15 protein-coding genes and 1 pseudogene are annotated in these 21,612 nt (G+C 72.0%); 6 read left to right on the top strand and 10 right to left on the bottom strand.

Annotated elements, in window-relative coordinates; all coding sequences use genetic code 11:
- Positions 1 to 143: 143 nt before the first annotated feature.
- From AB0F38_RS02250 to AB0F38_RS02240, 3 genes are all read left to right on the top strand, one after another.
- A complete protein-coding gene (locus AB0F38_RS02250; protein WP_361885275.1) occupies positions 144 to 866 on the top strand; it encodes an MBL fold metallo-hydrolase in 723 nt (240 codons plus the stop codon).
- Positions 867 to 891: 25 nt separating this feature from the next.
- On the top strand, positions 892 to 1,710 hold the full coding sequence (locus AB0F38_RS02245) for a DUF3097 domain-containing protein (protein WP_361885272.1): 819 nt from the start codon (positions 892 to 894) through the stop codon (positions 1,708 to 1,710).
- A gap of 180 nt (positions 1,711 to 1,890) precedes the next feature.
- Positions 1,891 to 4,782 (top strand): ABC transporter substrate-binding protein, encoded by a 2,892-nt coding sequence (locus tag AB0F38_RS02240; protein ID WP_361885269.1) that lies wholly within the window; start codon positions 1,891 to 1,893, stop codon positions 4,780 to 4,782.
- 15 nt (positions 4,783 to 4,797) lie between these two features.
- On the opposite strand, the gene hemW is transcribed toward AB0F38_RS02240, so the two are convergent.
- The 4 genes from hemW to lepA form a co-directional block, all read right to left on the bottom strand.
- Positions 4,798 to 6,039 carry a radical SAM family heme chaperone HemW gene (gene hemW / locus AB0F38_RS02235; RefSeq protein WP_361885266.1) on the bottom strand — a complete coding sequence of 414 codons (1,242 nt, stop codon included), beginning with the start codon at positions 6,037 to 6,039 and terminating at the stop codon, positions 4,798 to 4,800.
- 39 nt (positions 6,040 to 6,078) lie between these two features.
- Positions 6,079 to 7,974, bottom strand: a complete 1,896-nt coding sequence (locus AB0F38_RS02230; RefSeq protein ID WP_361885263.1) for an ATP-binding SpoIIE family protein phosphatase — start codon at positions 7,972 to 7,974, stop codon at positions 6,079 to 6,081.
- A 200-nt stretch (positions 7,975 to 8,174) separates the two neighbouring features.
- Positions 8,175 to 10,064: an AMP-binding protein gene (locus tag AB0F38_RS02225; RefSeq protein ID WP_361885260.1), complete on the bottom strand. Its 1,890-nt coding sequence runs from the start codon at positions 10,062 to 10,064 to the stop codon at positions 8,175 to 8,177.
- A gap of 280 nt (positions 10,065 to 10,344) precedes the next feature.
- Positions 10,345 to 12,219, bottom strand: a complete 1,875-nt coding sequence (lepA, locus tag AB0F38_RS02220; protein WP_361885257.1) for a translation elongation factor 4 — start codon at positions 12,217 to 12,219, stop codon at positions 10,345 to 10,347.
- A gap of 215 nt (positions 12,220 to 12,434) precedes the next feature.
- Between lepA and rpsT the strand changes: the two genes are divergently transcribed.
- Positions 12,435 to 12,701, top strand: a complete 267-nt coding sequence (gene rpsT, locus AB0F38_RS02215) for a 30S ribosomal protein S20 (RefSeq protein WP_361885255.1) — start codon at positions 12,435 to 12,437, stop codon at positions 12,699 to 12,701.
- A 334-nt stretch (positions 12,702 to 13,035) separates the two neighbouring features.
- Here the strand turns inward: rpsT and holA are convergent, their stop codons facing one another.
- Positions 13,036 to 14,025 carry a DNA polymerase III subunit delta gene (holA, locus tag AB0F38_RS02210; protein ID WP_361885252.1) on the bottom strand — a complete coding sequence of 330 codons (990 nt, stop codon included), beginning with the start codon at positions 14,023 to 14,025 and terminating at the stop codon, positions 13,036 to 13,038.
- 101 nt (positions 14,026 to 14,126) lie between these two features.
- Here holA and AB0F38_RS02205 point away from each other — a divergent pair, with 101 nt between their 5' ends.
- The gene (locus tag AB0F38_RS02205) at positions 14,127 to 14,372 is read left to right on the top strand and encodes a hypothetical protein (protein WP_361885249.1); all 246 of its coding nucleotides are present in this window, start codon (positions 14,127 to 14,129) and stop codon (positions 14,370 to 14,372) included.
- Between the two features lie 16 nt (positions 14,373 to 14,388).
- On the opposite strand, the gene AB0F38_RS02200 is transcribed toward AB0F38_RS02205, so the two are convergent.
- A complete protein-coding gene (locus AB0F38_RS02200) occupies positions 14,389 to 15,327 on the bottom strand; it encodes an arylamine N-acetyltransferase (protein WP_361885247.1) in 939 nt (312 codons plus the stop codon).
- 100 nt (positions 15,328 to 15,427) lie between these two features.
- Here AB0F38_RS02200 and AB0F38_RS02195 point away from each other — a divergent pair.
- Positions 15,428 to 15,880 (top strand): annotated as a pseudogene (locus tag AB0F38_RS02195) (pyridoxamine 5'-phosphate oxidase); the annotation flags it as partial.
- Positions 15,881 to 15,918: 38 nt separating this feature from the next.
- On the opposite strand, the gene AB0F38_RS02190 reads toward AB0F38_RS02195, so the two are convergent.
- The 4 genes from AB0F38_RS02190 to AB0F38_RS02175 all read right to left on the bottom strand — a co-directional run bounded on the left by AB0F38_RS02190 (position 15,919) and on the right by AB0F38_RS02175 (position 21,472).
- Positions 15,919 to 18,450, bottom strand: coding sequence for a ComEC/Rec2 family competence protein (locus AB0F38_RS02190; protein WP_361885244.1), 2,532 nt, complete (start codon positions 18,448 to 18,450; stop codon positions 15,919 to 15,921).
- Entirely contained in the window at positions 18,447 to 19,118 is a 672-nt protein-coding gene (locus tag AB0F38_RS02185) for a ComEA family DNA-binding protein (RefSeq protein WP_361885241.1), read from the bottom strand. The genes AB0F38_RS02190 and AB0F38_RS02185 overlap by 4 nt, the downstream gene beginning before the upstream one ends.
- Before the next feature lie 706 nt (positions 19,119 to 19,824).
- Positions 19,825 to 20,670 (bottom strand): DegV family protein, encoded by an 846-nt coding sequence (locus AB0F38_RS02180; protein WP_361885239.1) that lies wholly within the window; start codon positions 20,668 to 20,670, stop codon positions 19,825 to 19,827.
- Positions 20,671 to 20,782: 112 nt separating this feature from the next.
- Positions 20,783 to 21,472 carry a hypothetical protein gene (locus tag AB0F38_RS02175; protein WP_361885237.1) on the bottom strand — a complete coding sequence of 230 codons (690 nt, stop codon included), beginning with the start codon at positions 21,470 to 21,472 and terminating at the stop codon, positions 20,783 to 20,785.
- Between the last annotated feature and the right edge of the window lie 140 nt (positions 21,473 to 21,612).

Below are 21,612 nucleotides of genomic sequence, written 5' to 3'. Positions count from 1 at the left end.
TCTCCGGTGTCTGTCTGGCACTCTGTGCGTTCGAGTGCCAGCAATCCCCCCGGTCAGTGTACGGGGGCGGGGTGGGGCCGGGGCAAGGGCGACCGGCCACGCTGTCGCGGGAGTGCGCAGGTCGTTGCCGATAGCGTTGCCTCATGGACGCCTCTTGGGAAGACTTCGGCTGGGAGCGGTTGGGCAACGGTACGGGACGCCGGCGCCTTCCCGTCTGGGACGCGACCGCCGCTCTGGTGGCGGGAGCGGACGGTGTGCTGCTCTACGACACGGGTTCGACACTCCGCGAGGGGGCCGAGCTGCGGGCCCAGGCGGAGGCCCTGTTCGGCCGGAGGGTGACGCATATCGCACTGAGCCATCCGCACTTCGACCATGTGCTGGGCACCGCCGCGTTCGCCGGGGCGGAGGTCTACGGGGCGGTCGGCACGGCGGAGCTGCTGGGTCACGGGGCGGCGGAGCTGCGTGCGGACGCGGTGCGGCACGGCATGAGCGAGGAGGACGCCACCGCGGCGACGGACGTGCTCGTGGCGCCGCACCACCAGGTGAGCGGGGAGTGGACGCTCGACCTGGGCGGCGGGCTCCAGGTGCTGCTGGCCAACGTGGGCCCGGGTCACACCGGCCACGACCTCGCGGTGCTGGTGCCGGGATCCCCCGTCGTGGTGCTCTGCGGCGATCTGGTCGAGGAGTCCGGCGAGCCGCAGGCAGGCCCGGACGCGGTCCCGTCGCACTGGCCGGCCGCACTGGACCGGCTGCTGGAGCTGGGCGGCGAGGACGCGCTGTACGTGCCGGGGCACGGCGCGGTGGTGGACGCCGCGTTCGTACGGGCGCAGCGCGACCGGCTGGCCACCGGTCACGGCGTGTCCTGAGCGGGCCGCCCTCTATCGTCGTGCCATGCGCAGCTACCAGCCGGACCTGACTCCGCCGTGGAAGAGGTCAGCCCCCGCCCCCGAGGTCCCCGCCGAGCCCGATCTGGTCGTGGAGGAGGCGGTCAGCGGCTTCTGCGGTGCGGTGATCCGGTGCGAGAGGACGGCCCAGGGGCCCACGGTCACGCTGGAGGACCGCTTCGGCAAGCACCGGGTGTTCCCGATGGAGCCGCGCGGCTTCCTGCTGGAGGGCCGGGTGGTCACCCTCGTACGCCCGTCGGCCGGCGGGCCCGCACGTCCGGCCCGGACCGCCTCCGGTTCGGTGGCGGTCCCGGGCGCGCGGGCACGGGTGGCCCGGGCCGGACGGATCTACGTCGAGGGCCGGCACGACGCCGAGCTGGTCGAGCGGGTCTGGGGCGACGACCTGCGCATCGAGGGCGTGGTCGTGGAGTACCTGGAGGGTATCGACGACCTCCCGGCGATCGTGCGCGCGTTCTCCCCGGGCCCGGACGCCCGGCTCGGCGTCCTGGTCGACCATCTGGTGCCTGGCTCCAAGGAGTCCCGTATCGCCGCCGAGGTCACGGACGCGGACGTCCTGGTCGTGGGGCACCCGTACGTCGACGTGTGGGAGGCGGTGAAGCCGTCGTCCGTGGGGATCCCCGGGTGGCCGGCGGTGCCGCGCGGCCAGGACTGGAAGACGGGGGTGTGCCGGGCGCTGGGGTGGCCGCAGAACACGGGTGCGGCCTGGCAGCACATCCTGTCCAGGGTCGGCTCGTACAAGGATCTGGAACCGCAACTGCTGGGCCGCGTGGAGGAATTGATCGACTTCGTCACCCTTCCGGCCTGATGTCACGAGGCCGTTGACGAGGATCCGGTACCGATCCCCATGAATGGCTGCGGCACATGCGCACCATCGGTTATTGAGGGGGGAGGGCTCGGCGGGCCCGGCGTGCTCGATGTCTTCCACGGGCCCGGCGTGCGCGCGGGGCCGGCGTGTTCAGCGGGCTGAGGGGGAGGCCGGGGGCGGATGGCGCGCGAAGTGTGGCGGGACAGTGCGGAGAACGAGGCGGCTTCCGCCGTCTTCCACCTGATGCAGGAACTGATCGACCAGTACCGGGTCAACCGGCCCGTGATGCCCCTCGTCGTGGCGCAGGCCGCGGACGCGGGCGCCGGGCCGGACATCGACGCCAGGGTGGAGCAGATCGTCCTGCAGGTCCACCGGGCGAACCAGCTGCGCCGTGTCCCGGTGAAGCTGCTCGACGGCCACGGCGACACCGCGTACGAGGCGGCGCTGTCCATGGTGCGCACGCTGACCGAGCGCCCCTGGGAGACCCGGAGCACCTCTCAGTACAAGCCGTTCGTCTTCCCCCGCTCCCGTCTCCTGGACGCCATCGAGCAGGCCACCGCGACGGTCGTCCGAACGCCGGACCGGGGCTCGCCGGGTGAGCGCGACGAAAGGATTCTGGAGCAGCTGGGCAGCCTGCGCTGGCGGGCACGGCGGTCGGGGCGCAACACCTGGTGGGACTCGCTGCGCGCGTCGATACGGCCGGAGACCTTCGTGGGCGCCGTCTTCATCGCTGTACTGAGCGTGCTCCTGGGCGAGATCGGCTGGCTGCTGACCGCCCTGGTCGCCGCCGCCGCCCTGCTGGGTCTGGCCGTCGTGCGGCTGGTGACCACGGCCGCGCCGCCGCTGCTGTGGCTGCGCCGGGCCAGCAGATGGCTCGCGACCACCTCCTCGCTGGCCGCGTCCAGCACCGCGTATCCGTCCGACGGCTGGTCGTGGTTCTCGCCGAGCGGTTCGTGGCGGGTGATCCGGGCCCGGGCGGCCGCCGTGGCGGAGCGGGTGGCGGACGCGGGGGCGGGCGACGAGCACGCGCGCCAGTTCCATCTGGAGCTGCGGGTCCAGGCCATGCTGGAGGACCTGCTGCACAACTACCGCCCGCACGCCCTGGACTGGCGGCGCAGCAAGCGCACCGTGCCACCGCTGGTGCTCCTGCCGACGGCCACCCATGACAACGGCGGGGTCCTGCTGATCAACGCGATCAACAATGTGCGCTCCCGGCGCAGCGAGGTGGACCCGCTGCTGCTCCTGGCCTCGCTTCCGGCCGCCCAGATCATGCGGCGCACCCCGCCGCTGCCCCCGGAGCCGCCCCCGCATGCCGGCGCCAGGTCGGGGGCCCGCGCGCGGTACGAGTCCTGGGTCGGCGACCTGAGCGTGGGGCAGGCCCCCGCGGCGGCCGTGACGCTGGCCTGGGTACTGCGGCTGCCCCTGTCCACCGGCAAGCTGACCCATGAGCACGCCCATGCGCAGCTGGCCACCCAGCGCGCCCGGCGGACCTGGGCCTGGTGGGTGATGTCGCGGACGACCGTCGCCCTCCTGCTGGTCGGCGCACTGCTGGGGACCTTCCTGTGGAGCGAACACTGGAAGGAGACGTACTGCCACGGTCCGCTCGTCGGCCGGAGCACGGACGCGGTCAGGCTGTCCGGTCCCGGAGGGGGCAAGGAGTGCGTCGGGGTGGCGACGGCCCCCGAGGTGCGCTTCGCCGAGGGCAACGGTCTGCGGCTGAGCGGGGTGGGCAAGGGCGTCACCTTCGAGCGGATCGAGCAGGCGATCCGGGAGCAGAACGCCGACATCGGGCCCGGTGACGACCATGTGACCATCGTCTACGCCGGCCCCCTCACCGGAACGGACAAGAACAAGGAGGACACCCGCAAGGGCCTGGAGGAGCTGACCGGTGTCTATCTCCACCAGCGGTCCGTCAACGCCGACCGTTCCGTCAAGCTCCGGGTCCTGACGGCCAACGGCGGCCAGGACATGCTCCGGCAGACGACGGCGGTCGAGAAGATCGTCGAGGTCGCCGAGCGGGACCCCTCCGTGGTCGGTGTGGTCGGCCTGGGCCGCAACACCACCGAGAGCGCGACGGCCACCGGGCTGCTGCAGGCCGCCGGACTCCCCGTCGTGAACACCACCAACTCCGACAGCGGTCTCGCCCGCGCCTACCCGAACTACTTCGGCCTCGCGGCGACCGACGAGGAGCAGGCGAACGCGCTCGGTCTGATCGCCGGGCAGCTCGCGGAGACGCTGGAGGACCCGCAGGCCGTCGTCCTGTCCAGGAAGGTGGGCAACGAGGACAAGGACCGCTACACCACCGAGCAGCGCAGGGTGGGCGAGGAGATGCTCAAGAAGTCCGGCTTCACCCTGGCGGCGGATCCCGACCGCACCCAGTACTCCCTCGCCAAGGACGGCGGATCCGCCAACCTCGACGGCCCCCTGCACGACATCTGCGGAGCGGAACGCGTCCCCGACGCCCTCTACTTCGCCGGCCGGGTCGAGGACGTCAACACCCTGATGTCCGGCCTCGGCCAGATCGCGGGCTGCTCGGATAAGGACATCACGGTCTTCACCGGGGACGACATGGCCAAGGCACGCTTCGACGACGCGACGAAGCTCGCGGAGAAGGTGACGCTCTACTACGGCGCGCCGGCGCCCATGAACCGGGGTGGCGGCCGGGCGTTCTACGAGGACTCCCGCAAGTCCCTGGAGTCGCTGCTCCGGGACGGTCAGCGTCTGGACCCGCTGCCGAGGGGCGCGGCCCCGTACGAGGACAAGCTGTTCGCCAGTGGGCAGAGCGTCATCTCGTACCAGGCCACAGCGGCCCTCTACGCCGCCGCGACCCGGAGCGACAACCCGCAGAGCGCGGCGGAGACCTGGGCGACGCTCTACTCGGTGGCGCTCCATGACATGCCGACCGGGACGGTCACCTTCCGCGGGACGATCCCCTACGCGGACCAGAAGATGCACGGTCTCAACGTCATGAAGGTCACACGGCCGGGCCCGGACGCGAGGACCGAGGTGGTGTGCGGCCGTGCGGCGGGTGACCCGGCGGTCCTCACCCGCAGGGCCTGCCCGTCGGCGTAGCCGGGGTGCGGGCCCTCAGTCGACGAGGTCCCGCACCACGGCGTCGGCCAGCAGGCGCCCGCGCAGGGTGAGGACCGCACGGCCCCCGGCGTACGGTCCTGGCTCCAGCAGTCCGTCCGTGACGGCCCGGCCGGCCGCCGCGAGCCCCGCGGGTGCGAGCAGCGACAGCGGGCATCCGTCGACGAGCCTCAGCTCCAGCAGGATCCGCTCGACCCGCCGGTCCTCCTGGGTCAGGACCTCGCGCCCGGCCCCGGGCGAGCGGCCCCCGGCCAGGGCCTGCGCGTACGCCCCGGGGTGCTTGACGTTCCACCAGCGCACCCCGCCGACGTGGCTGTGCGCGCCGGGTCCGGCACCCCACCAGTCGGCGCCGCGCCAGTACAGCTCGTTGTGCAGGCACCTGCCCTCGGGCGTGCGCGACCAGTTCGACACCTCGTACCAGGAGAAGCCCGCCGCGGCCATCGCCTCGTCGGCGATCAGATAGCGGTCGGCGTGGGTGTCGTCGTCGGTCATCGGGACCTCGCCGCGGCGGATGCGGCGGGCCAGCTGGGTGCCTTCCTCGACGATGAGCGCGTAGGCCGACACGTGGTCGGGGCCCGCACCGATCGCCGCGTCCAGGGAGGCCCGCCAGTCGTCGTCGGACTCCCCCGGGGTGCCGTAGATCAGATCGAGGTTGACGTGCTCGAAGCCGGCCTCGCGCGCCTCGGCGACACAGGCCTCGGGCCTGCCGGGCGTGTGGGTGCGGTCCAGGACCTTCAGGACGTGCTGCCGGGCGCTCTGCATCCCGAAGGAGACCCGGTTGAAGCCGCCTTCCCGCAGCGCCGCCAGATACGCCGGGTCGACGGACTCCGGATTGGCCTCCGTGGTGATCTCCGCGTCGTCCGCCAGCCCGAACTCCTCGCGGATCGCCCCGAGCATCCGGACCAGGTCGGCAGCGGGCAGGAGGGTGGGCGTACCGCCGCCGACGAAGACCGTGCGGACGGGGCGGGGGTCGTCGCCGAGCACCTTGCGGGCCTGGCGGACCTCCTCGGTCAGATGCGCCGCGTAGTTGTCCCGGGAGGCCAGCGCACCGCCGGAGCCGCGCAGCTCGGTCGCGGTGTAGGTGTTGAAGTCGCAGTAGCCGCAGCGGGTGGCGCAGTAGGGCACGTGCAGGTAGAAGCCGAGCGGCCGGCCGGCGGCGCCTTCCAGGGCATGGCGGGGCAGCGCCCCGTCGTCGGGCACGGGCTCACCATCGGGCAGTACGGAAGGCATACCGTCCATTGTCGCTCGCCGGCGGAGCTTCCCCGCCCACGCTCCTGTTCAGTCGACCTGGAGGACGAGCAGGGCCAGGTCGTCGTCGGGCGGGCGCTCCGCGAACGCGTGGACGGCGTTCTTGATCCGGTGGGCGATCCGGTCGGCCGACAGCCCGGCACAGCCGGACAGGGCGTGGGCGAGACCGTCTCCGTCGTCGAACATCAGCCGCCCGGACCGCCGCTCCGTCACCCCGTCGGTGACGCAGAGGAGGCTGTCACCGGGCGCCAGGTCGAAGCTCTGGCTCTCGTACGCCACGTCCTCGACGATCCCGAGCAGGACCTGGGGCTCGGCGGCCGGACGTACGGATCCGTCGGGGCGCAGCAGCAACGGAAGGGGGTGGCCGGCGCTGGCCACGGTGCAGCGGACGCCGCCGTCGGGGAGCGGCACGATGTCGCCGTAGAGCAGGGAGAGGAAACGGGACTGTGTGCCGTCCTGGATCTGTGCCCCGCCCGCCGCCGCGACCATCAGGGCGGCGGCCTCGGCCGCCTCCATGGCGTCGTCGAGGAGGAGCCGGTTGAGCCGGTCGAGCACCTCGCCGACGCGGAAGCCCTCCCGGGACAGCAGCCGGAGCCAGGGACGGGCGAGGCCGGTGACGACGGCGGCTTCGGGGCCGCTTCCCTGGACGTCGCCGAGGACGAAGCACCAGCGGCCGCCGGGGCACGGGAAGAGGTCGTAGAAGTCGCCGCCGACGACACCGTCGTCCCCGGGCTCGTACACCAGGGCGCTGGTGACGCCGGGTATCTCGGCGACCTTGCTGGGCAGCAGGCCGCGCTGCAGGATGCGGCTGATGGTGGCCTGCCGGGTATACGCGCGGGCGGCGCCCACGGCGAGGCCGACCCGGCGTACGAAGTCGGCGATGAGCACGCCCACCCCGTCGGGGAAGAGCGCGACCCCCTCACGGCCCACGAGCACGGCGCCGAGCGTGCGCCCGCCCGAGGTGATGCGGTGGGCGAGCGCGGCACCGCCGCCGCCGCGCCCCGCGACGGCGTCCCCGGGCCACGGGATGGGTACGGGGCCGCTGCCGACGCTGCCGGGCAGGCGGAGCGGCTCCCGCTCCAGTGCGGGGCGCAGCGTCTCGGTGCCTTCCTTGTCGCTGTGCCAGACCCCGGCGAGGCGTGGGACGGCCGCGGGACCGCCGCCCTCGTCCTCCAGCCAGATCGCACACCAGTCCGCGAGCCTGGGCACCATCAGCCGGCCCGCTATGGACGCCACCAGGTCCTCGTCGAGCTGGCCCGCGAGCAGGTCGGAGGCCTCGGCGAGGAAGGAGAGCGCCCCGCGCCCGGACCGGTCGGCGTCGTCGCGTTCGGCCCGCCGGACGGTGGGGGCGGGGATCTCGGCGCGCGGGCCCCGCCGGTGGACGGCGTCCTCGGCCGGCGTGGGGGCGGGGAGGCCGTCCCAGTCGTCGGCCTGGAGCCGGGCCCAGACGGTCTTGAGTCCGGTGCGATAGGTGATGCCCCAGGATTCGGCGAGGGTGGCGACGAGCTGCAGTCCCCGGCCGTACTCGGCGGGATCGGGCCGCTCGGCCCCGCCGTCACGCACCGAACGGGCGGGGTGGTGGTCGGTGATCTCCAGCACCAGCGCGGCGGGCTCCGCCCCGGCCCCGTCCTCCAGCCTGAGGAGCAGCTCGACCGTCGTGCCGGCGTGCACGACCGCGTTGGTGACCAGCTCGTTGGCCACGGTCACCGCGTCGTCGGTGAGGCGGTCGCCGAAGGCCCCGGCGGAGGGCAGGCCGACCGCGGTCCAGTCGACGAGCGCGGCCCGGACGAACCGGCGGGCCGCGGAGGGGGCCAGGGGGATTCCGGGCAGGCTCGTGCGGGCGACCGTGCGCGCGTCGTCGTCCTGACCGGCGACAACGCCTCCGGGACGGTGAACGATGTCCCGCTGGATCGGAATGGGCCCCACGGTGCGGCTCCTGACGGTTCTCGCGATACACCGCTGACGTTCTACGACAGAGTGACAGACCGGACGGGTCCATAAGCACCGAGTGACCGAAGTGGGCGGAGCCGAACGGGGACGAGCCGGACGGCGAACGGGGCCGGCAGGTGCTCCCGCACCCGCCGGCCCCGCCTGTGACCTGCTCCTCGGCCCCGTGCCGGGCGCCCTTACGCCTCGCGGGAGCCCGCGTACATGTCGTCGATGAGGTCCTTGTACTCACGCTCGACGACCGGCCGCTTCAGCTTGAGGCTGGGGGTCAGCTCGCCGTGCTCGATGTCGAGGTCGCGCGGCAGCAGACGGAACTTCTTGATGGTCTGCCAGCGCTGCAGGCCCTCGTTGAGCCGCTTCACATAGCCCTCGATGAGCTCCACGGCCTGCGGGGAGGCCACCACGTCGGCGTACGGCTTGCCGCCCAGTCCGTTCTCCTGCGCCCAGCCGAGGATGGTCGGCTCGTCGAGGGAGATGAGGGCGGTGCAGAAGTTACGGTCCGCACCGTGCACCAGGATGTTGGAGACGAACGGGCACACCGCCTTGAACTGGCCCTCGACCTCGGCCGGGGCGATGTACTTGCCGCCGGACGTCTTGATCAGGTCCTTCTTGCGGTCGGTGATCCGCAGGTAGCCGTCCTCGGAGAGCTCGCCGATGTCGCCGGTGTGGAACCAGCCGTCGGACTCCAGGACCTCGGCGGTCTTCTCGGGCAGCTGGTGGTAGCCCTCCATCAGGCCGGGGCCGCGCAGCAGGATCTCGCCGTCGTCCGCGATCCGGACCTCGGTGCCGGGGAGCGGCTTGCCGACGGTGCCGGTGCGGTAGGCCTCGCCCGGATTGACGAAGGAGGCGGCACTGGACTCGGTGAGGCCGTAGCCCTCCAGGATGTGGATCCCGGCGCCGGAGAAGAAGAAGCCGATGTCGGGGGCGAGCGCGGCGGAGCCGGAGACGCAGGCGCGGAGCCGGCCGCCGAAGGCCTCCCGGATCTTGGCGAAGACGAGCGTGTCGGCGACCTTGTGCTTCGCGCCGAGCACGAACGGCACGGAGGCCTGCCCGGTACGGCGGAAGTTGTCCTGCGAGACCTTCGCGTACTCGCGGGCCACGCCGGCCGCCCACTGGAAGATCTTGTACTTGGCGCCGCCGCCGGCCCGCGCCTTGGCCGCGACCCCGTTGTACACCTTCTCGAAGATCCGGGGGACGGCTGCCATGTAGGTCGGCTGGACCACCGGAAGATTCTCGATGATCTTGTCGACACGGCCGTCGACCGCCGTGACGTGGCCGACCTCGATCTGCCCGGAGGTGAGGACCTTGCCGAAGACGTGCGCGAGCGGGAGCCAGAGGTACTGGACGTCGTCCGCGTTGATCAGGCCGGTCGCCACGGTGGCCTTGGCCATGTACGACCAGTTGTCGTGCGGCAGGCGCACGCCCTTGGGGCGGCCGGTGGTGCCCGAGGTGTAGATCAGGGTCGCCAGCTGGTCGGCGGTGATCGCCGCGACCCGGTCGGTGACCGCCTCCGGGTTCTTCTCCAGGTAGGCGGCACCCCGGGCCTCGAGCTCGGCCAGGGTGAGGATCCAGCCCTCCGGGTCGCCCTCCGCGGGCTCGACACCGGCCGGGTCGATGACGACGACATGGGCGAGCGCGGGCAGCCCGGCCCGGTTCTCCCGGGCCTTCGCCAGCTGCGTGGCGTCCTCGGCGATCAGGACACGGCTGCCGGAGTCGGCCAGGATGAAGGCGGACTCCTCGGTGTTCGTGGACGGGTAGACCGTCGTGGTCGCGGCCCCCGCGCACATCACGCCGAGGTCGGCGAAGATCCACTCGACACGGGTGGACGAGGCGAGCGCGACACGCTCCTCCGGCCGGACACCCAGACCGATCAGGCCGGCCGCGATCGCGTACACCCGGGTCGCCGCCTGCGCCCAGGTCAGCGACTTCCAGTCGTCCGGGCCCTGGCCGGAGGCCGGCGGCACGGGATAGCGGTACGCCTCCCCGTCCGGGGTGGCCGCCACGCGGTCGACGAAGAGGGCCGCCACGGAGGGCGGTCGGCTATCGATCAAGGTCTGTGTGTCGCTCACGACGTCCTCCGGGCCTGCGGCATTGCTACGACCGGCTGCTGGGTACTGGTGCGGGATAGGGGGGCTGCTGCTGCCTGTATTCCTGGTTCTCGTGCCCGCTCGACCTTGCTTAACTGGCGAGTAACTAACGGGTGGTGATCAGACTAGAGCGCACGGGTCCGCGACGTAAGGGGCAACAGGCCGCCGCTTCATAACGAACGGGCCCCTGTGCCGCAGACGTCTGCGGCACAGGGGCCCGTCGGGCTCTCCTCTGGGACCGGTCCCCGAAGGAGGGGCATGGCTACTTCTTGGCCTTGCCCTCGCCGGCCGACTCGTCGGTCGACAGGACGGAGATGAACGCGTCCTGCGGCACCTCCACGTTGCCGACCATCTTCATCCGCTTCTTGCCTTCCTTCTGCTTCTCCAGCAGCTTCCGCTTACGGGAGATGTCACCGCCGTAGCACTTGGCGAGGACGTCCTTGCGGATGGCGCGGACGGTCTCACGGGCGATGACCCGGGAGCCGATGGCCGCCTGGATCGGCACCTCGAAGTTCTGCCGGGGAATAAGCTTCTGCAGCTTGGCGACGAGCCGGACGCCGTACGCGTACGCCTTGTCCTTGTGCGTGACCGCCGAGAAGGCGTCGACCTTGTCGCCGTGCAGCAGGATGTCGACCTTGACGAGCTGGGCCGACTGCTCGCCCGTGGGCTCGTAGTCGAGCGAGGCGTAGCCGCGGGTCTTGGACTTCAGCTGGTCGAAGAAGTCGAAGACGATCTCGGCGAGCGGCAGGGTGTAGCGGATCTCGACCCGGTCCTCGGACAGGTAGTCCATGCCGAGCAGGGTGCCGCGCCGGTTCTGGCACAGCTCCATGATCGCGCCGATGAACTCGCTGGGCGCCAGGACCGTGGCCCGGACGACCGGCTCGTGCACCTTGTCGATCTTGCCCTCGGGGAACTCGCTCGGGTTGGTGACGATGTGCTCGGAGCCGTCCTCCATCTCCACGCGGTAGACCACGTTGGGGGCGGTGGCGATGAGTTCGAGCCCGAACTCGCGCTCCAGGCGCTCGCGGATCACGTCGAGGTGGAGCAGGCCGAGGAATCCCACACGGAAACCGAAGCCGAGCGCGGCCGAGGTCTCCGGCTCGTACACCAGGGCGGCGTCGTTGAGCTGGAGCTTGTCCAGGGCCTCGCGCAGGTCCGGGTAGTCCGAGCCGTCCAGCGGGTACAGACCGGAGAACACCATCGGCTTGGGGTCCTTGTAGCCGCCCAGCGCCTCGGTGGCCCCCTTGTTCAGGGAGGTGATGGTGTCACCGACCTTGGACTGCCGGACGTCCTTCACACCGGTGATGATGTAGCCGACCTCACCCACGCCGATGCCGTCGGCCGGGGTCATCTCCGGCGAGGAGACACCGATCTCCAGCAGTTCGTGGGTGGCGCCGGTCGACATCATTTTGATGCGCTCACGCTTGTTGAGCTGGCCGTCGACGACCCTGACGTAGGTGACGACTCCTCGGTAGGGGTCGTAGACCGAGTCGAAGATCATCGCGCGGGCCGCCTCGTCCGCCCGGCCGACGGGGGCGGGAACGTCCCTGACCACCCGGTTGAGCAGGGCATCCACCCCGACACCGGTCTTCGCGGAGACCTTGAGCACGTCCTCGGGCTGGCAGCCGATGAGGTTGGCCAGCTCCTCGGAGAACTTCTCGGGCTGCGCGGCGGGCAGGTCGATCTTGTTCAGCACCGGGACGATGGTGAGGTCGTTCTCCATCGCCAGGTAGAGGTTGGCGAGGGTCTGCGCCTCGATCCCCTGGGCCGCGTCGACGAGCAGGACCGTACCTTCGCAGGCGGCGAGGGAACGGGAGACCTCGTAGGTGAAGTCCACGTGGCCGGGGGTGTCGATCATGTTGAGGATGTGGGTCGTGCCCGTGTCCTCGCCCTCGGTGGGCGCCCACGGCAGGCGGACCGCCTGGGACTTGATGGTGATGCCGCGCTCGCGCTCGATGTCCATCCGGTCGAGGTACTGAGCGCGCATCTGCCGCTGGTCGACCACGCCCGTCAGCTGAAGCATCCGGTCGGCAAGCGTCGACTTGCCGTGGTCGATGTGCGCGATGATGCAGAAGTTGCGGATCAGCGCCGGGTCGGTACGGCTCGGCTCGGGCACGTTGGTAGGAGTCGCGGGCACGCAGGGTCCTGATTCTTGAGACGCCGAACGCCGTGTCTCGGGTCGATGTCGGGTCGGTCGGATCGATACGTAGGCTCCATCGTCCCACGCCTGCGGGGCAAGGACCGGTTTGGGCCGGTCCGAGAGTGACTGGTACCGTGGGCAGCTGTGCCTCGTGGCCCTCAGAAGCGGCGTGGCGCACATAGGAGATCCAACGAACCTGAAAAGGCTCTTTCGTGGCGAACATCAAGTCCCAGATCAAGCGGAACAAGACGAACGAGAAGGCGCGCCTGCGCAACAAGGCCGTCAAGTCCTCGCTCAAGACCTCGATCCGCAAGGCCCGTGAGGCTGCCGCTACCGGTGACGTCGAGAAGGCCACTGTGGCCGTCCGCGACGCGTCCCGTCAGCTCGACAAGGCTGTCTCGAAGGGTGTCATCCACAAGAACGCCGCCGCCAACAAGAAGTCGGCGCTGGCGCTCAAGGTTGCCGCCCTCCAGGGCTGAACTACTGATGTGAAAGCCGGAACGGACTCAGCGGGCCCTCTCTCCCGCTCCTGACCGGCACCCCGTGCCGCACACCGAACCTGCGTTCGCCACGCGGGTGCGGCACACAGAGCGTGAACCGCGGGCCCCGTTCGCGTCCTCCCCAGGACTGCGACCGGGGCCTTCGTGCTGCCCGGCCTCCGGCCTGCCCGAGTGGCTCCCGCGTGCTGCGGGAGGGGCTCTTGCGGGTGCGCGCGGGCATCGGCGGGTCGCCGTGGTTACAGGCATCGGCGGGTCGCCGTGGTCACGGGCTCACGGGCGCCGGAGGGGAGCCGGAAGAGGGCGCGGGGAAGCCCTAGCGTCCGCCGGACCGTGCGGCTCGCGCGACGGCCACGACGGCCTTCTCCAGGGCGTATTCCGGATCGTCACCGCCGCCCTTGACCCCCGCGTCGGCCGCCGCGACCGCGCGCAGCGCGTCCGACACCCCGTCCGGCGTCCAGCCACGCATCTGCTGACGTACCCGGTCGATCTTCCAGGGGGGCATACCGAGCTCGCGCGCGAGGTCCGCGGGCCGGCCTCCCCGGGCGGACGACAACTTGCCGATCGCCCGGACGCCCTGGGCGAGGGCGCTGGTGATCAGGACGGGCGCGACCCCGGTCGACAGCGACCACCGCAGCGCCTCCAGCGCCTCCGCCGCCCTGCCCTCGACCGCACGGTCGGCGACGGTGAACGAGGACGCCTCCGCACGGCCGGTGTAGTAGCGGCCGACGACGGCCTCGTCGATGGTGCCCTCGACGTCGGCGGTCAGCTGAGACACGGCGCTCGCCAGCTCGCGCAGATCGCTGCCGATGGAGTCCACGAGCGACTGGCACGCCTCGGGGGTCGCGGAGCGCCCGAGAGTCCGGAATTCCGACCTGACGAAGGAGAGCCGCTCGGCGGGCTTGGTCGTCTTCGGGCACGCGACCTCACGCGCCCCCGCCTTCCGGACGGCGTCCAGCAGGCCCTTGCCCTTGGCCCCGCCCGCGTGGAGGAGCACGAGGGTGATCTCCTCGGCGGGCGCGGAAAGGTACGCCTTGACGTCCTTGACCGTGTCGGCCGAGAGGTCATGTGCGTTGCGCACGATCACGACCTTACGCTCGGCGAAGAGCGACGGGCTGGTCAGCTCGGCGAGCGTGCCGGGCTGCAGCTGGTCGGAGGAGAGGTCGCGGACGTCCGTGTCGGCGTCGGAGGCACGGGCGGCTGCCACCACGTGCTGCACGGCACGGTCCAGGAGCAGGTCCTCCTGGCCCACGGCGAGCGTCACGGGGGCGAGCGGATTGTCGGTGGAACTACTTCTGGTGGCCATCGCGGTCCAGCATCCCACGCCCCTGTGACAGGGCCGCGGGGCTGCCCGCCCGGGCATACCCCCGCAGGGCTGCCCGGGCGGGCATACCGGAGAATGACCGGGTGAGCGATGTGAGACATGTGCTGGTGCTGCCCGACCGCGACACGGCCCAGGACGCGGCCGAGGAACTCGCCGACCGGTTCGGTGTCACGGAGGAGCCTCAGCTCGTACGGGATGCTCTGGCGGGCGAGGACGACGCCGAGGACGCCCAGTGGCTGGTGGTCGTGGAGGATCCCGCCGGGCGCCTCGACTCCGGGGCCCTCGATGCGTTCGCCGCGGAGTACGAGGGATGGCTGGAGGCGCCGTAGCGGGCCGGGGACCGAGTCAGCCCTCCTTCGGCTGGTGGGTGTCGCTCATGTCGCGCACGGCTCCCTCCGGGTTCCGTCGCACCACGGGCAGCTCGGCGAGACGGAGCCCGAAGTGGTCGCGGTAGGCGGCGAGAACCTCGGCGTCCGAGCTTAGCTCCGTCTTGTGCCGCTCGCCCCGGACCGTCGTGACCAGGGTGCGGCCACTGAGCGTCAATCGCCCTGCCTGTGTGCGCCGTGAGCAGACGAGGGACTGCGTGAAGTGCGAATCCGGCGACGTCCGGTGATACCAGGACCCGCCCCGGAAGTCCGCGAGCACCCGTGGCCGCAGGTCCAGGCGGAACTGCCGCGAGCCGCCGCGCAGCAGATCCAGGTCTCCCTGCGGCGCCTCCCTGAAGCGGAACACACCGCACGGATCGTCCTGCTCGGTACGGTCGTCCAGCGCGAGCGGGTGAATGGCGTGGTCGCCGAACCCGACGTCGGCCAGCCACGGACCCGTACCGTCGTCGGTCTCCACGCGCAGTGCCACGTGGTCGTAGGGGATACCCAGGCGTCCGCCGTCGCCGAAGACCCGCGCCTGGAGCAGGGTGACGCGGAAGCCGAGCTCGCGCAGCAATGTGGCGAAGGCGCCGTTGAGTTCGTAGCAGAAGCCGCCCCGGCGGTCCGTCACGATCTTGTCGAGAAGCCTCTCCTCCTCCAGGACGACGTCCTCGCCGAGATGGACCGAGAGATTCTCGAAGGGCACCGCCCTCAGGTGCAGGAGCTGGAGTTCGCGCAGGGCTGCCGCATCGGCACGCGTGGGGCGTGCGGCACCGATGCGCTCCAGATAGGCATCCGCCACACCCTTCCCGTCCTGCCCGTCCTTCCCGTGCGTCGCGCCTTTCCCGTTCACGCTGCCCTTCTCGTCCCTGCCGCTCACGCCGCCGTTCATGCTGTTCATGCCATTCGTCGGCTTCATGGCGGAAGTCTGTCCTGGGACACGGCACCACGCCATGAGCCCCAGGTCCTAGGTCCGCCGACGGAGGCCCTGACGGCTGCGGACGGCTGACCTGCGGGTCATGACGGGGCAGGAGCCGGCACGCGGCCCGGAGCGGCGCGAGCAGGACGTGACCGACCGCACCGAGCGGGACGGGGCCGCCTGGGTGGCGACCGCCTCCGCGGGCGGTGTGCCGTGCCTGGTGCCGTCGTCGTTCGTGAGGGACCGGGACACGCTCCTGAGAGCCACCCGGCGCACCGCTCCGACCGCGGTCGACGTGATGCCGCACGGGCAGGCCAGGGCCGCTCCCGGGCACACCCGCGACGTGGTGCTGATCGAGGGAACGGTCGAGATCGTGGAAGGGGCGTAGCTTCCCGCCGCTTCGGGTGACGCCTTCGCCGCGAAGCTCCACCGGGACCCGGGCGGCCGCCTCGCGTGGGTGTACCTGCGGATCACGCCGTACACGGTCAAGGCGTGGCGGGAGGCGAACGAACTCGCAGGCCGCGCGTTGAGGGTCGACGGCACCTGGCTCGTCCGACGGGCGGCTCCCGCACCTGACTGCCGGCTCCGCGCTCATGAGCGGCCTGCCGCGCGCAGTCCCGCACCGGAACCCGTGACGGCGATGGCCCCGTCGGTGTCCGTACGAAAAACCTTCGCACCCCCTGCTGTGAGCGCCTCGACGGTACGGGCCGCGGGATGCCCGTACGGGTTGTCCGTACCACAGCTGATGAGGGCCAGCCTCGGGCGCGCGCTGCGCAGGAGGGCGGTGTCCTGGTACGCGGAGCCGTGGTGCGCCACCTTGAGCACGTCCACCCGGGGCAGCGCAGGGTAATGGCGCAGCATCCCTCGCTGGGCCGGGGGTTCGAGATCGCCGAGGAGCAGCAGGGTCAGCCCTCCTGATCGCACGAAGAGGGTGACGCTCGAGTCGTTCGGCTCCTCCGTCACGACGGCAGGTACCGCACCCCGCGCATCGGCCGCCGGCCAGAGAACCCGCCAGTCGAGCGGGCCGATCCGCCGCCGCTCCCCCTCTCCGGCCGGGATCACCGGGACGTTCGCCGTCGCCGCCGTTCTCTTCACGAAGGCGGCCTGGTCCGCGGGTTCGTCGAGACTCGTGGTCTGGATCGCGGCGACCTTCCGGCCCCGCAGCGCACCCGGCAGACCGCGCACATGATCGGCGTGGAAGTGGGTGAGCAGCAGGAGCGGCACGCGTGTGATGCCGAGATCGCGCAGGCACCGGTCGACGAGACGCGGGTCAGGGCCGGTGTCGACGACCACGCCGGTGCCCTCCCCCGCGGCGAGCACCATGGCATCCCCCTGCCCCACGTCGCACATCACGAACGCCCAGTCCGGCGGCGGCCATCCGGTCATGATCCTGGTGAGCGGCACCGGTCTCAGCACCGCGAGGACCAGGGCGAGCACGGCGGCGGAACAGACCCAGGGGTGACGAGCGAGACGGCGCGCGGACAGCACCAGCGCGGTCGTGAGGACGGCCAGGAGGGCCGCACCCCGCCAGCCGCCCGGCCAGTCGGCCTCCGCTCCGGGAAGGGCCGCACCGGTGCGGGCCACGGACGCGATCCACCCGACCGGCCAGCCGGCGACCAGCGCGAGAGCCTCGGCCGCCGCCATCGACACCGGGGCCACGGCGAGCGCGGCGAATCCGAGGACCGTGGCGGGAGCCACCGCGAATTCGGCCAGCAGATTGCAGGGGATCGCCACCAGGCTGACCCGTGAGGCGAGGACCACGACGACCGGGGCGCAGACCGCCTGAGCGGCGCCGGCTGCGGCCAGCACCTCGGCAAGCCTCGGCGGCACCCTGTGCCGTTGCAGAGCGCTGCTCCACCGTGGCGCGAGGGTCAGGAGCGCCCCGGTGGCCAGCACGGACAGCAGGAACCCATAACTGCGGGCCAGCCACGGGTCGTAGAGCACCAGCAGCAGAACAGCCGCGGCCAGTGCGGGGATCAGCGATCTGCGCCGACCCGTGCCGATGGCGAGAAGGGTGATCAGGCCACAGGCCGCCGCTCGTAGAACGCTCGCCTCGGGGCGGCAGACGATCACGAAGCCGAGCGCGATCCCGCCCCCGATCAGTGCGGTCATCCGCAGGGAGATCCCCAGCCGGGGTGCCAGGCCGCGGCGTTCGCTGCGCAGGGCCGTTCCCGGTGGCCCGATGAGGAGGAAGAGGAGAATCGACAGGTTGGCACCTGACACGGCGAGCAGGTGGGTGAGGTCGGTGGCCTTGAAGGCGTCGTGCAGTTCGGGCGTGACCCTCGAGGTGTCGCCGACCACCAGGCCTGGGAGGAGCGCCCGCGCGTCGGAGTCGAGCCCGTCGCTGGCCTTCCGCAGGCCGGAACGCAGCTGTCCCGCGGTGCGTTGAAGGAGGGTCGGCGCCGCGATGACCCGCGGCGGATCGTCCGCGTCCGTGCCGAGTACGGCGGCGATGCGCTCCCCCTCGAGGCGCGGTGGTGCCAGCCGGCCGCTGATCCGGAGCCCGGTGGAGGGGAGCAGCCGCTGCCACTGTGCGGCGGCGGCGCCGGGCGCGACCATGACGAGCACCGGGGTACGGAGCCTGGTGACGGTGCCGTCCGGGCCGGTCAGCCGGTCGATCTCGGCGTCCAGCAGCAGGGACACGGGGGTGCTGTGGTCGCCCCGGACCCGCGGCCGGGTCTGCCGGGGGTCGGATGTGACCGTCAGCTCCGCTTCGACCCTGGTGTACCTCTCCGCGAGTCCGGGGACGGGACCGCTCCGGGTATCCGCGCCATGCAGTCCGGCGGCCGCGGCCCCGGCCGCCGCGCAGAGCAGCACACCGGCGGCGGCGGTGGTGCGCAGCCGTGCGTACGGCTGCCCATCGGCGGTGCGCCGGGCAGCCCTTGCGCGCCCCGCACTGACCGCTGCCACCACCAGCGGCCCCGCCAGGAGCGTCAGGGCCGCGCAGGCGCACAGGACTGCTCCCACGGCCGCCGACCGGCCCGACGTGCCCAGGGCGAGTCCGGCGGCGGCCCACGCCGCGAGGGCGGGCGGGACGAGCCGGAGATCGACCGGACCTTCCTGATACGGGTCCGCCGAGCCCAGTCGCCGCCCCGAGGCCGTGTGGACGTCGGGGCTGCTCATGGCCGGACCAGTGGCCGAAGGTCTGCGAACCGCCGGTCACCGATGCCTTTGACCTCACGGAGCTCGTCGACCGACCGGTAATCGCCGTGCTCGGTGCGGTAGTCGACGATGTGCTGGGCGAGCACCGGTCCGACACCGGGCAGGGTGTCGAGTTGTTCCACGGTGGCCGTGCTGAGACTCACCGGTGCTGCCGGGCCGGCCCGTACCGCCCCGGACCCGCTGCCCCCCGCTGTGCCTCCCGCGGCCGCCTGGACTGCGGGCAGGCCCACCAGGATCTGCTCGCCGTCGGCCAGGACGCGCGCTCGGTTCAGCCCGGTGACATCCGCGCCCGCGCGCACTCCTCCAGCGGCGCGCAGGGCGTCGGCGACGCGCGAGCCCGACGGCAGATGCCGGATCCCGGGCCGGCGCACCTTTCCGCTCACATCGACGACGATCCGACCGCCGGACGCGGGGGTGGGCGGAGATCCGACGGACGGCCCGGGGAAGAGGCCCGCACCGCGAGGACCTGAGGAGGCCGGTGCGGCCGCGGCGTCCTTCACCCGCTCGGGGGCCTGCACGGACTGGGGACGTCCTGACCAGAAGTGTGTCGCGGCAAGGACGGCGGCCCCGGCCAGGAGCAGGGCGAGCGCGGCAAGTGATCTCGGCTCCAGACCGCATCTGAGCTGCACCCACAGCGGTAACCGTTCCCGCAGAGCCGGCCCGGCCGTCCGCCACCTCGGCAACCGCACAGCGGAGCCCGCGAGACCGGTGTGAGCAGTAGCGGAGGGCGCAGGGGAAGCCACTGCGAAGCCGCCCGGCTCGGAACCGCCCCGTTCCGGGGTGAGCGGCTCCGAGGCGACCGGCTCCGGGGCCGGCTCCGGGGCCGTGGCCGTGGCCGTGGCCCAGGAGGGTGCCGCGCGGGTGGGTCCGGACCGACGTGGAGGGGGTGTCACGGTCTCCGGCGCGCTACGAGGCCCGTCGGCCAGGAGCGCATCCGCCCTGAGCCGTGACGCCGCGGCGACCTCGGCATCGCGCCCACGCGCGGTCCGTCGTCGGCGCCCGTGGGCGCCGGGCCCGGTGCCCGCCACTCCCCCGGGTCCGACACCGGGCCCGGAACCGGGTCCGACGCCTGGTCCGACACCTGGTCCGTGCCGGAATCTCGGCTCGGCGTGGCCGGGTGGTCCGCCACGCGCAGCACGCCGCACCGCGCGATGTGACGCGACTCGGTGCGTCGAGCGGCTGGTCGGCCGGACGGTTGCGCGGCTGGGTGCACGAGGCGATCGGAGGGTCATGCCTCACGACGCTAGACACTTCGGCCCGATCCCGCCGAGCAGCCCCGATTCCGGTGGATAACTCTCCAGTTGTGGATATCTCCGTCACCCGCCGGGGTGGACTTCAGCGCGGTGAGACCACCGCTCCCAACAGCCCTGGCCCGGTATGGGCGCCGATCACCGCGCCCACTTCGCTCACATGCAGTTCGACGAGTCCGGGAACCCTCTCACGCAGTCGCTCCGCCAGTCGCTCCGCCCGGTCGGGCGCCGCCAGGTGGTGCACGGCGATGTCCACCGCACCTGATCCGGCCTGCTCGGCGACGATCTCCTCAAGCCGTGCGATCGCCTTCGACGCCGTCCGCACCTTCTCCAGCAGTTCGATGCGTCCGCCGTCCAGTTGAAGCAGCGGCTTGACCGCGAGGGCGGACCCGAGCAACGCCTGAGCAGCGCCTACGCGCCCCCCGCGGCGCAGATAGTCCAGCGTGTCGACATAGAAGTACGCGGAGGTACCCGCGGCCCGCTTCTCCGCCGCGGCGACGGCCTCGTCCGGTCCCCCGCCCGCCTCGACGGCCTCGGCGGCGGCCAGCGCACAGAATCCCAGAGCCATGGCGACCATGCCTGTGTCGACCACGCGCACCGGCACCGGCGCGTCCTTCGCAGCGAGCAGCGCGGCGTCGTACGTGCCCGAGAACTCGGCCGAAAGATGCAGGGAGACGATGCCGGTGACCCCATCCCGGGCGGCGGCGCGGTAGGCGGCGGCGAAGACTTCCGGGCTGGGACGGGAGGTGGTCACGGAGCGGCGCTTCTGCAGCGCCACGGCCAGCGACCGGGCCGAGATCTCCGTGCCTTCCTCCAAGGCCTGATCACCCAGGACGACGGTCAGCGGCACAGCGGTGATGCCGTGCCGTTCCATCGTCTGGCGCGGCAGGTAGGCCGTTGAATCGGTGACGATCGCGACATGGCGGGACATGAGCCGGAGGTTACCTTCCGGAAGGGGGACACGGCAGCCCGGGCCCGGCCTGCTCATCATTTCCGATCGGTTCGGAACGTATCCCGCAGGTCTTGTGCACAGCCGGTCGGTCTCAGTTCGTGGTCTCCGGCCTGGCGGCCTTCTGCCACGGGTAGCCGGTCCGCAGCCGGGGGTCCGGAGGCGTGAGCGCCTGCGGCGCCTCCTCGGCGGCCGGTCGGCTCCAGCTCTGCCCCGCCCCGCCACTGTCCGACGGCTCCTCCGTCGTCCAGTGCCGCAGGGCACCCGCCTCGACGTCGATCTGCGCGTTCAGTGCCGCGAGATCGTCGTCGGCGAACTGCCGCGCGCGGTCACGCGCCGCCCAGCGCAGTGACTCGGCCGAGTGCGTGATGCGTTCCGTGCGCTCCTTCAGTCCCGGCAGCAGTGTGGCCACCGTCGCCCGGTCCGGCTCGCGCTCCAGCCGCTTGAGATCGTTGTCGAGCTCACGCCCGTGCACGCTCAGCCGCTCGAACAGCCCAAGGGACTCCGACAGTGACGCGTCTTCCGTCGCCCCGGCGTTCAATGCTTCCTGGGTGGCCCGCAGCGATGTCCGCAGGGCCAGCCGCAACTGCGCGAGCTCTCCCGCCACACCCGGCTGGCCGTAGCTCTTCGCCCGCAGCGTGGTGTCCTCCACGGAGCGGCGGGCCTGCGTGATCGTGCGGTCCACACCGCGCTTGGCCGCGCGTACGGCCTTGACACCGACGTACACCCCGAGCGCCGTGAACGCGACGAACAGCAACGTCAGGATCAGGATCACGGCTTCCATGTGCGCCCCTCGATGGTCGGATCGGCCCCCGATGTGCGGTGCCCCCTCCTACCGTAAACGGAACAGGCAGGCCAGGGGTTCCACCGGAACCCCCAACCTGCCCGTAGGGGAAAGCCCTGGCCTCGGCCGGCCGACGACCC

Origin of the sequence: Streptomyces sp. NPDC025273 (assembly GCF_040638585.1) — a bacterium.
Classification (GTDB): domain Bacteria; phylum Actinomycetota; class Actinomycetes; order Streptomycetales; family Streptomycetaceae; genus Streptomyces; species Streptomyces cinereorectus.
The sequence above is the reverse complement of the archived record's forward strand: the minus strand, read 5'-3'. Positions and strand labels throughout refer to the sequence as shown.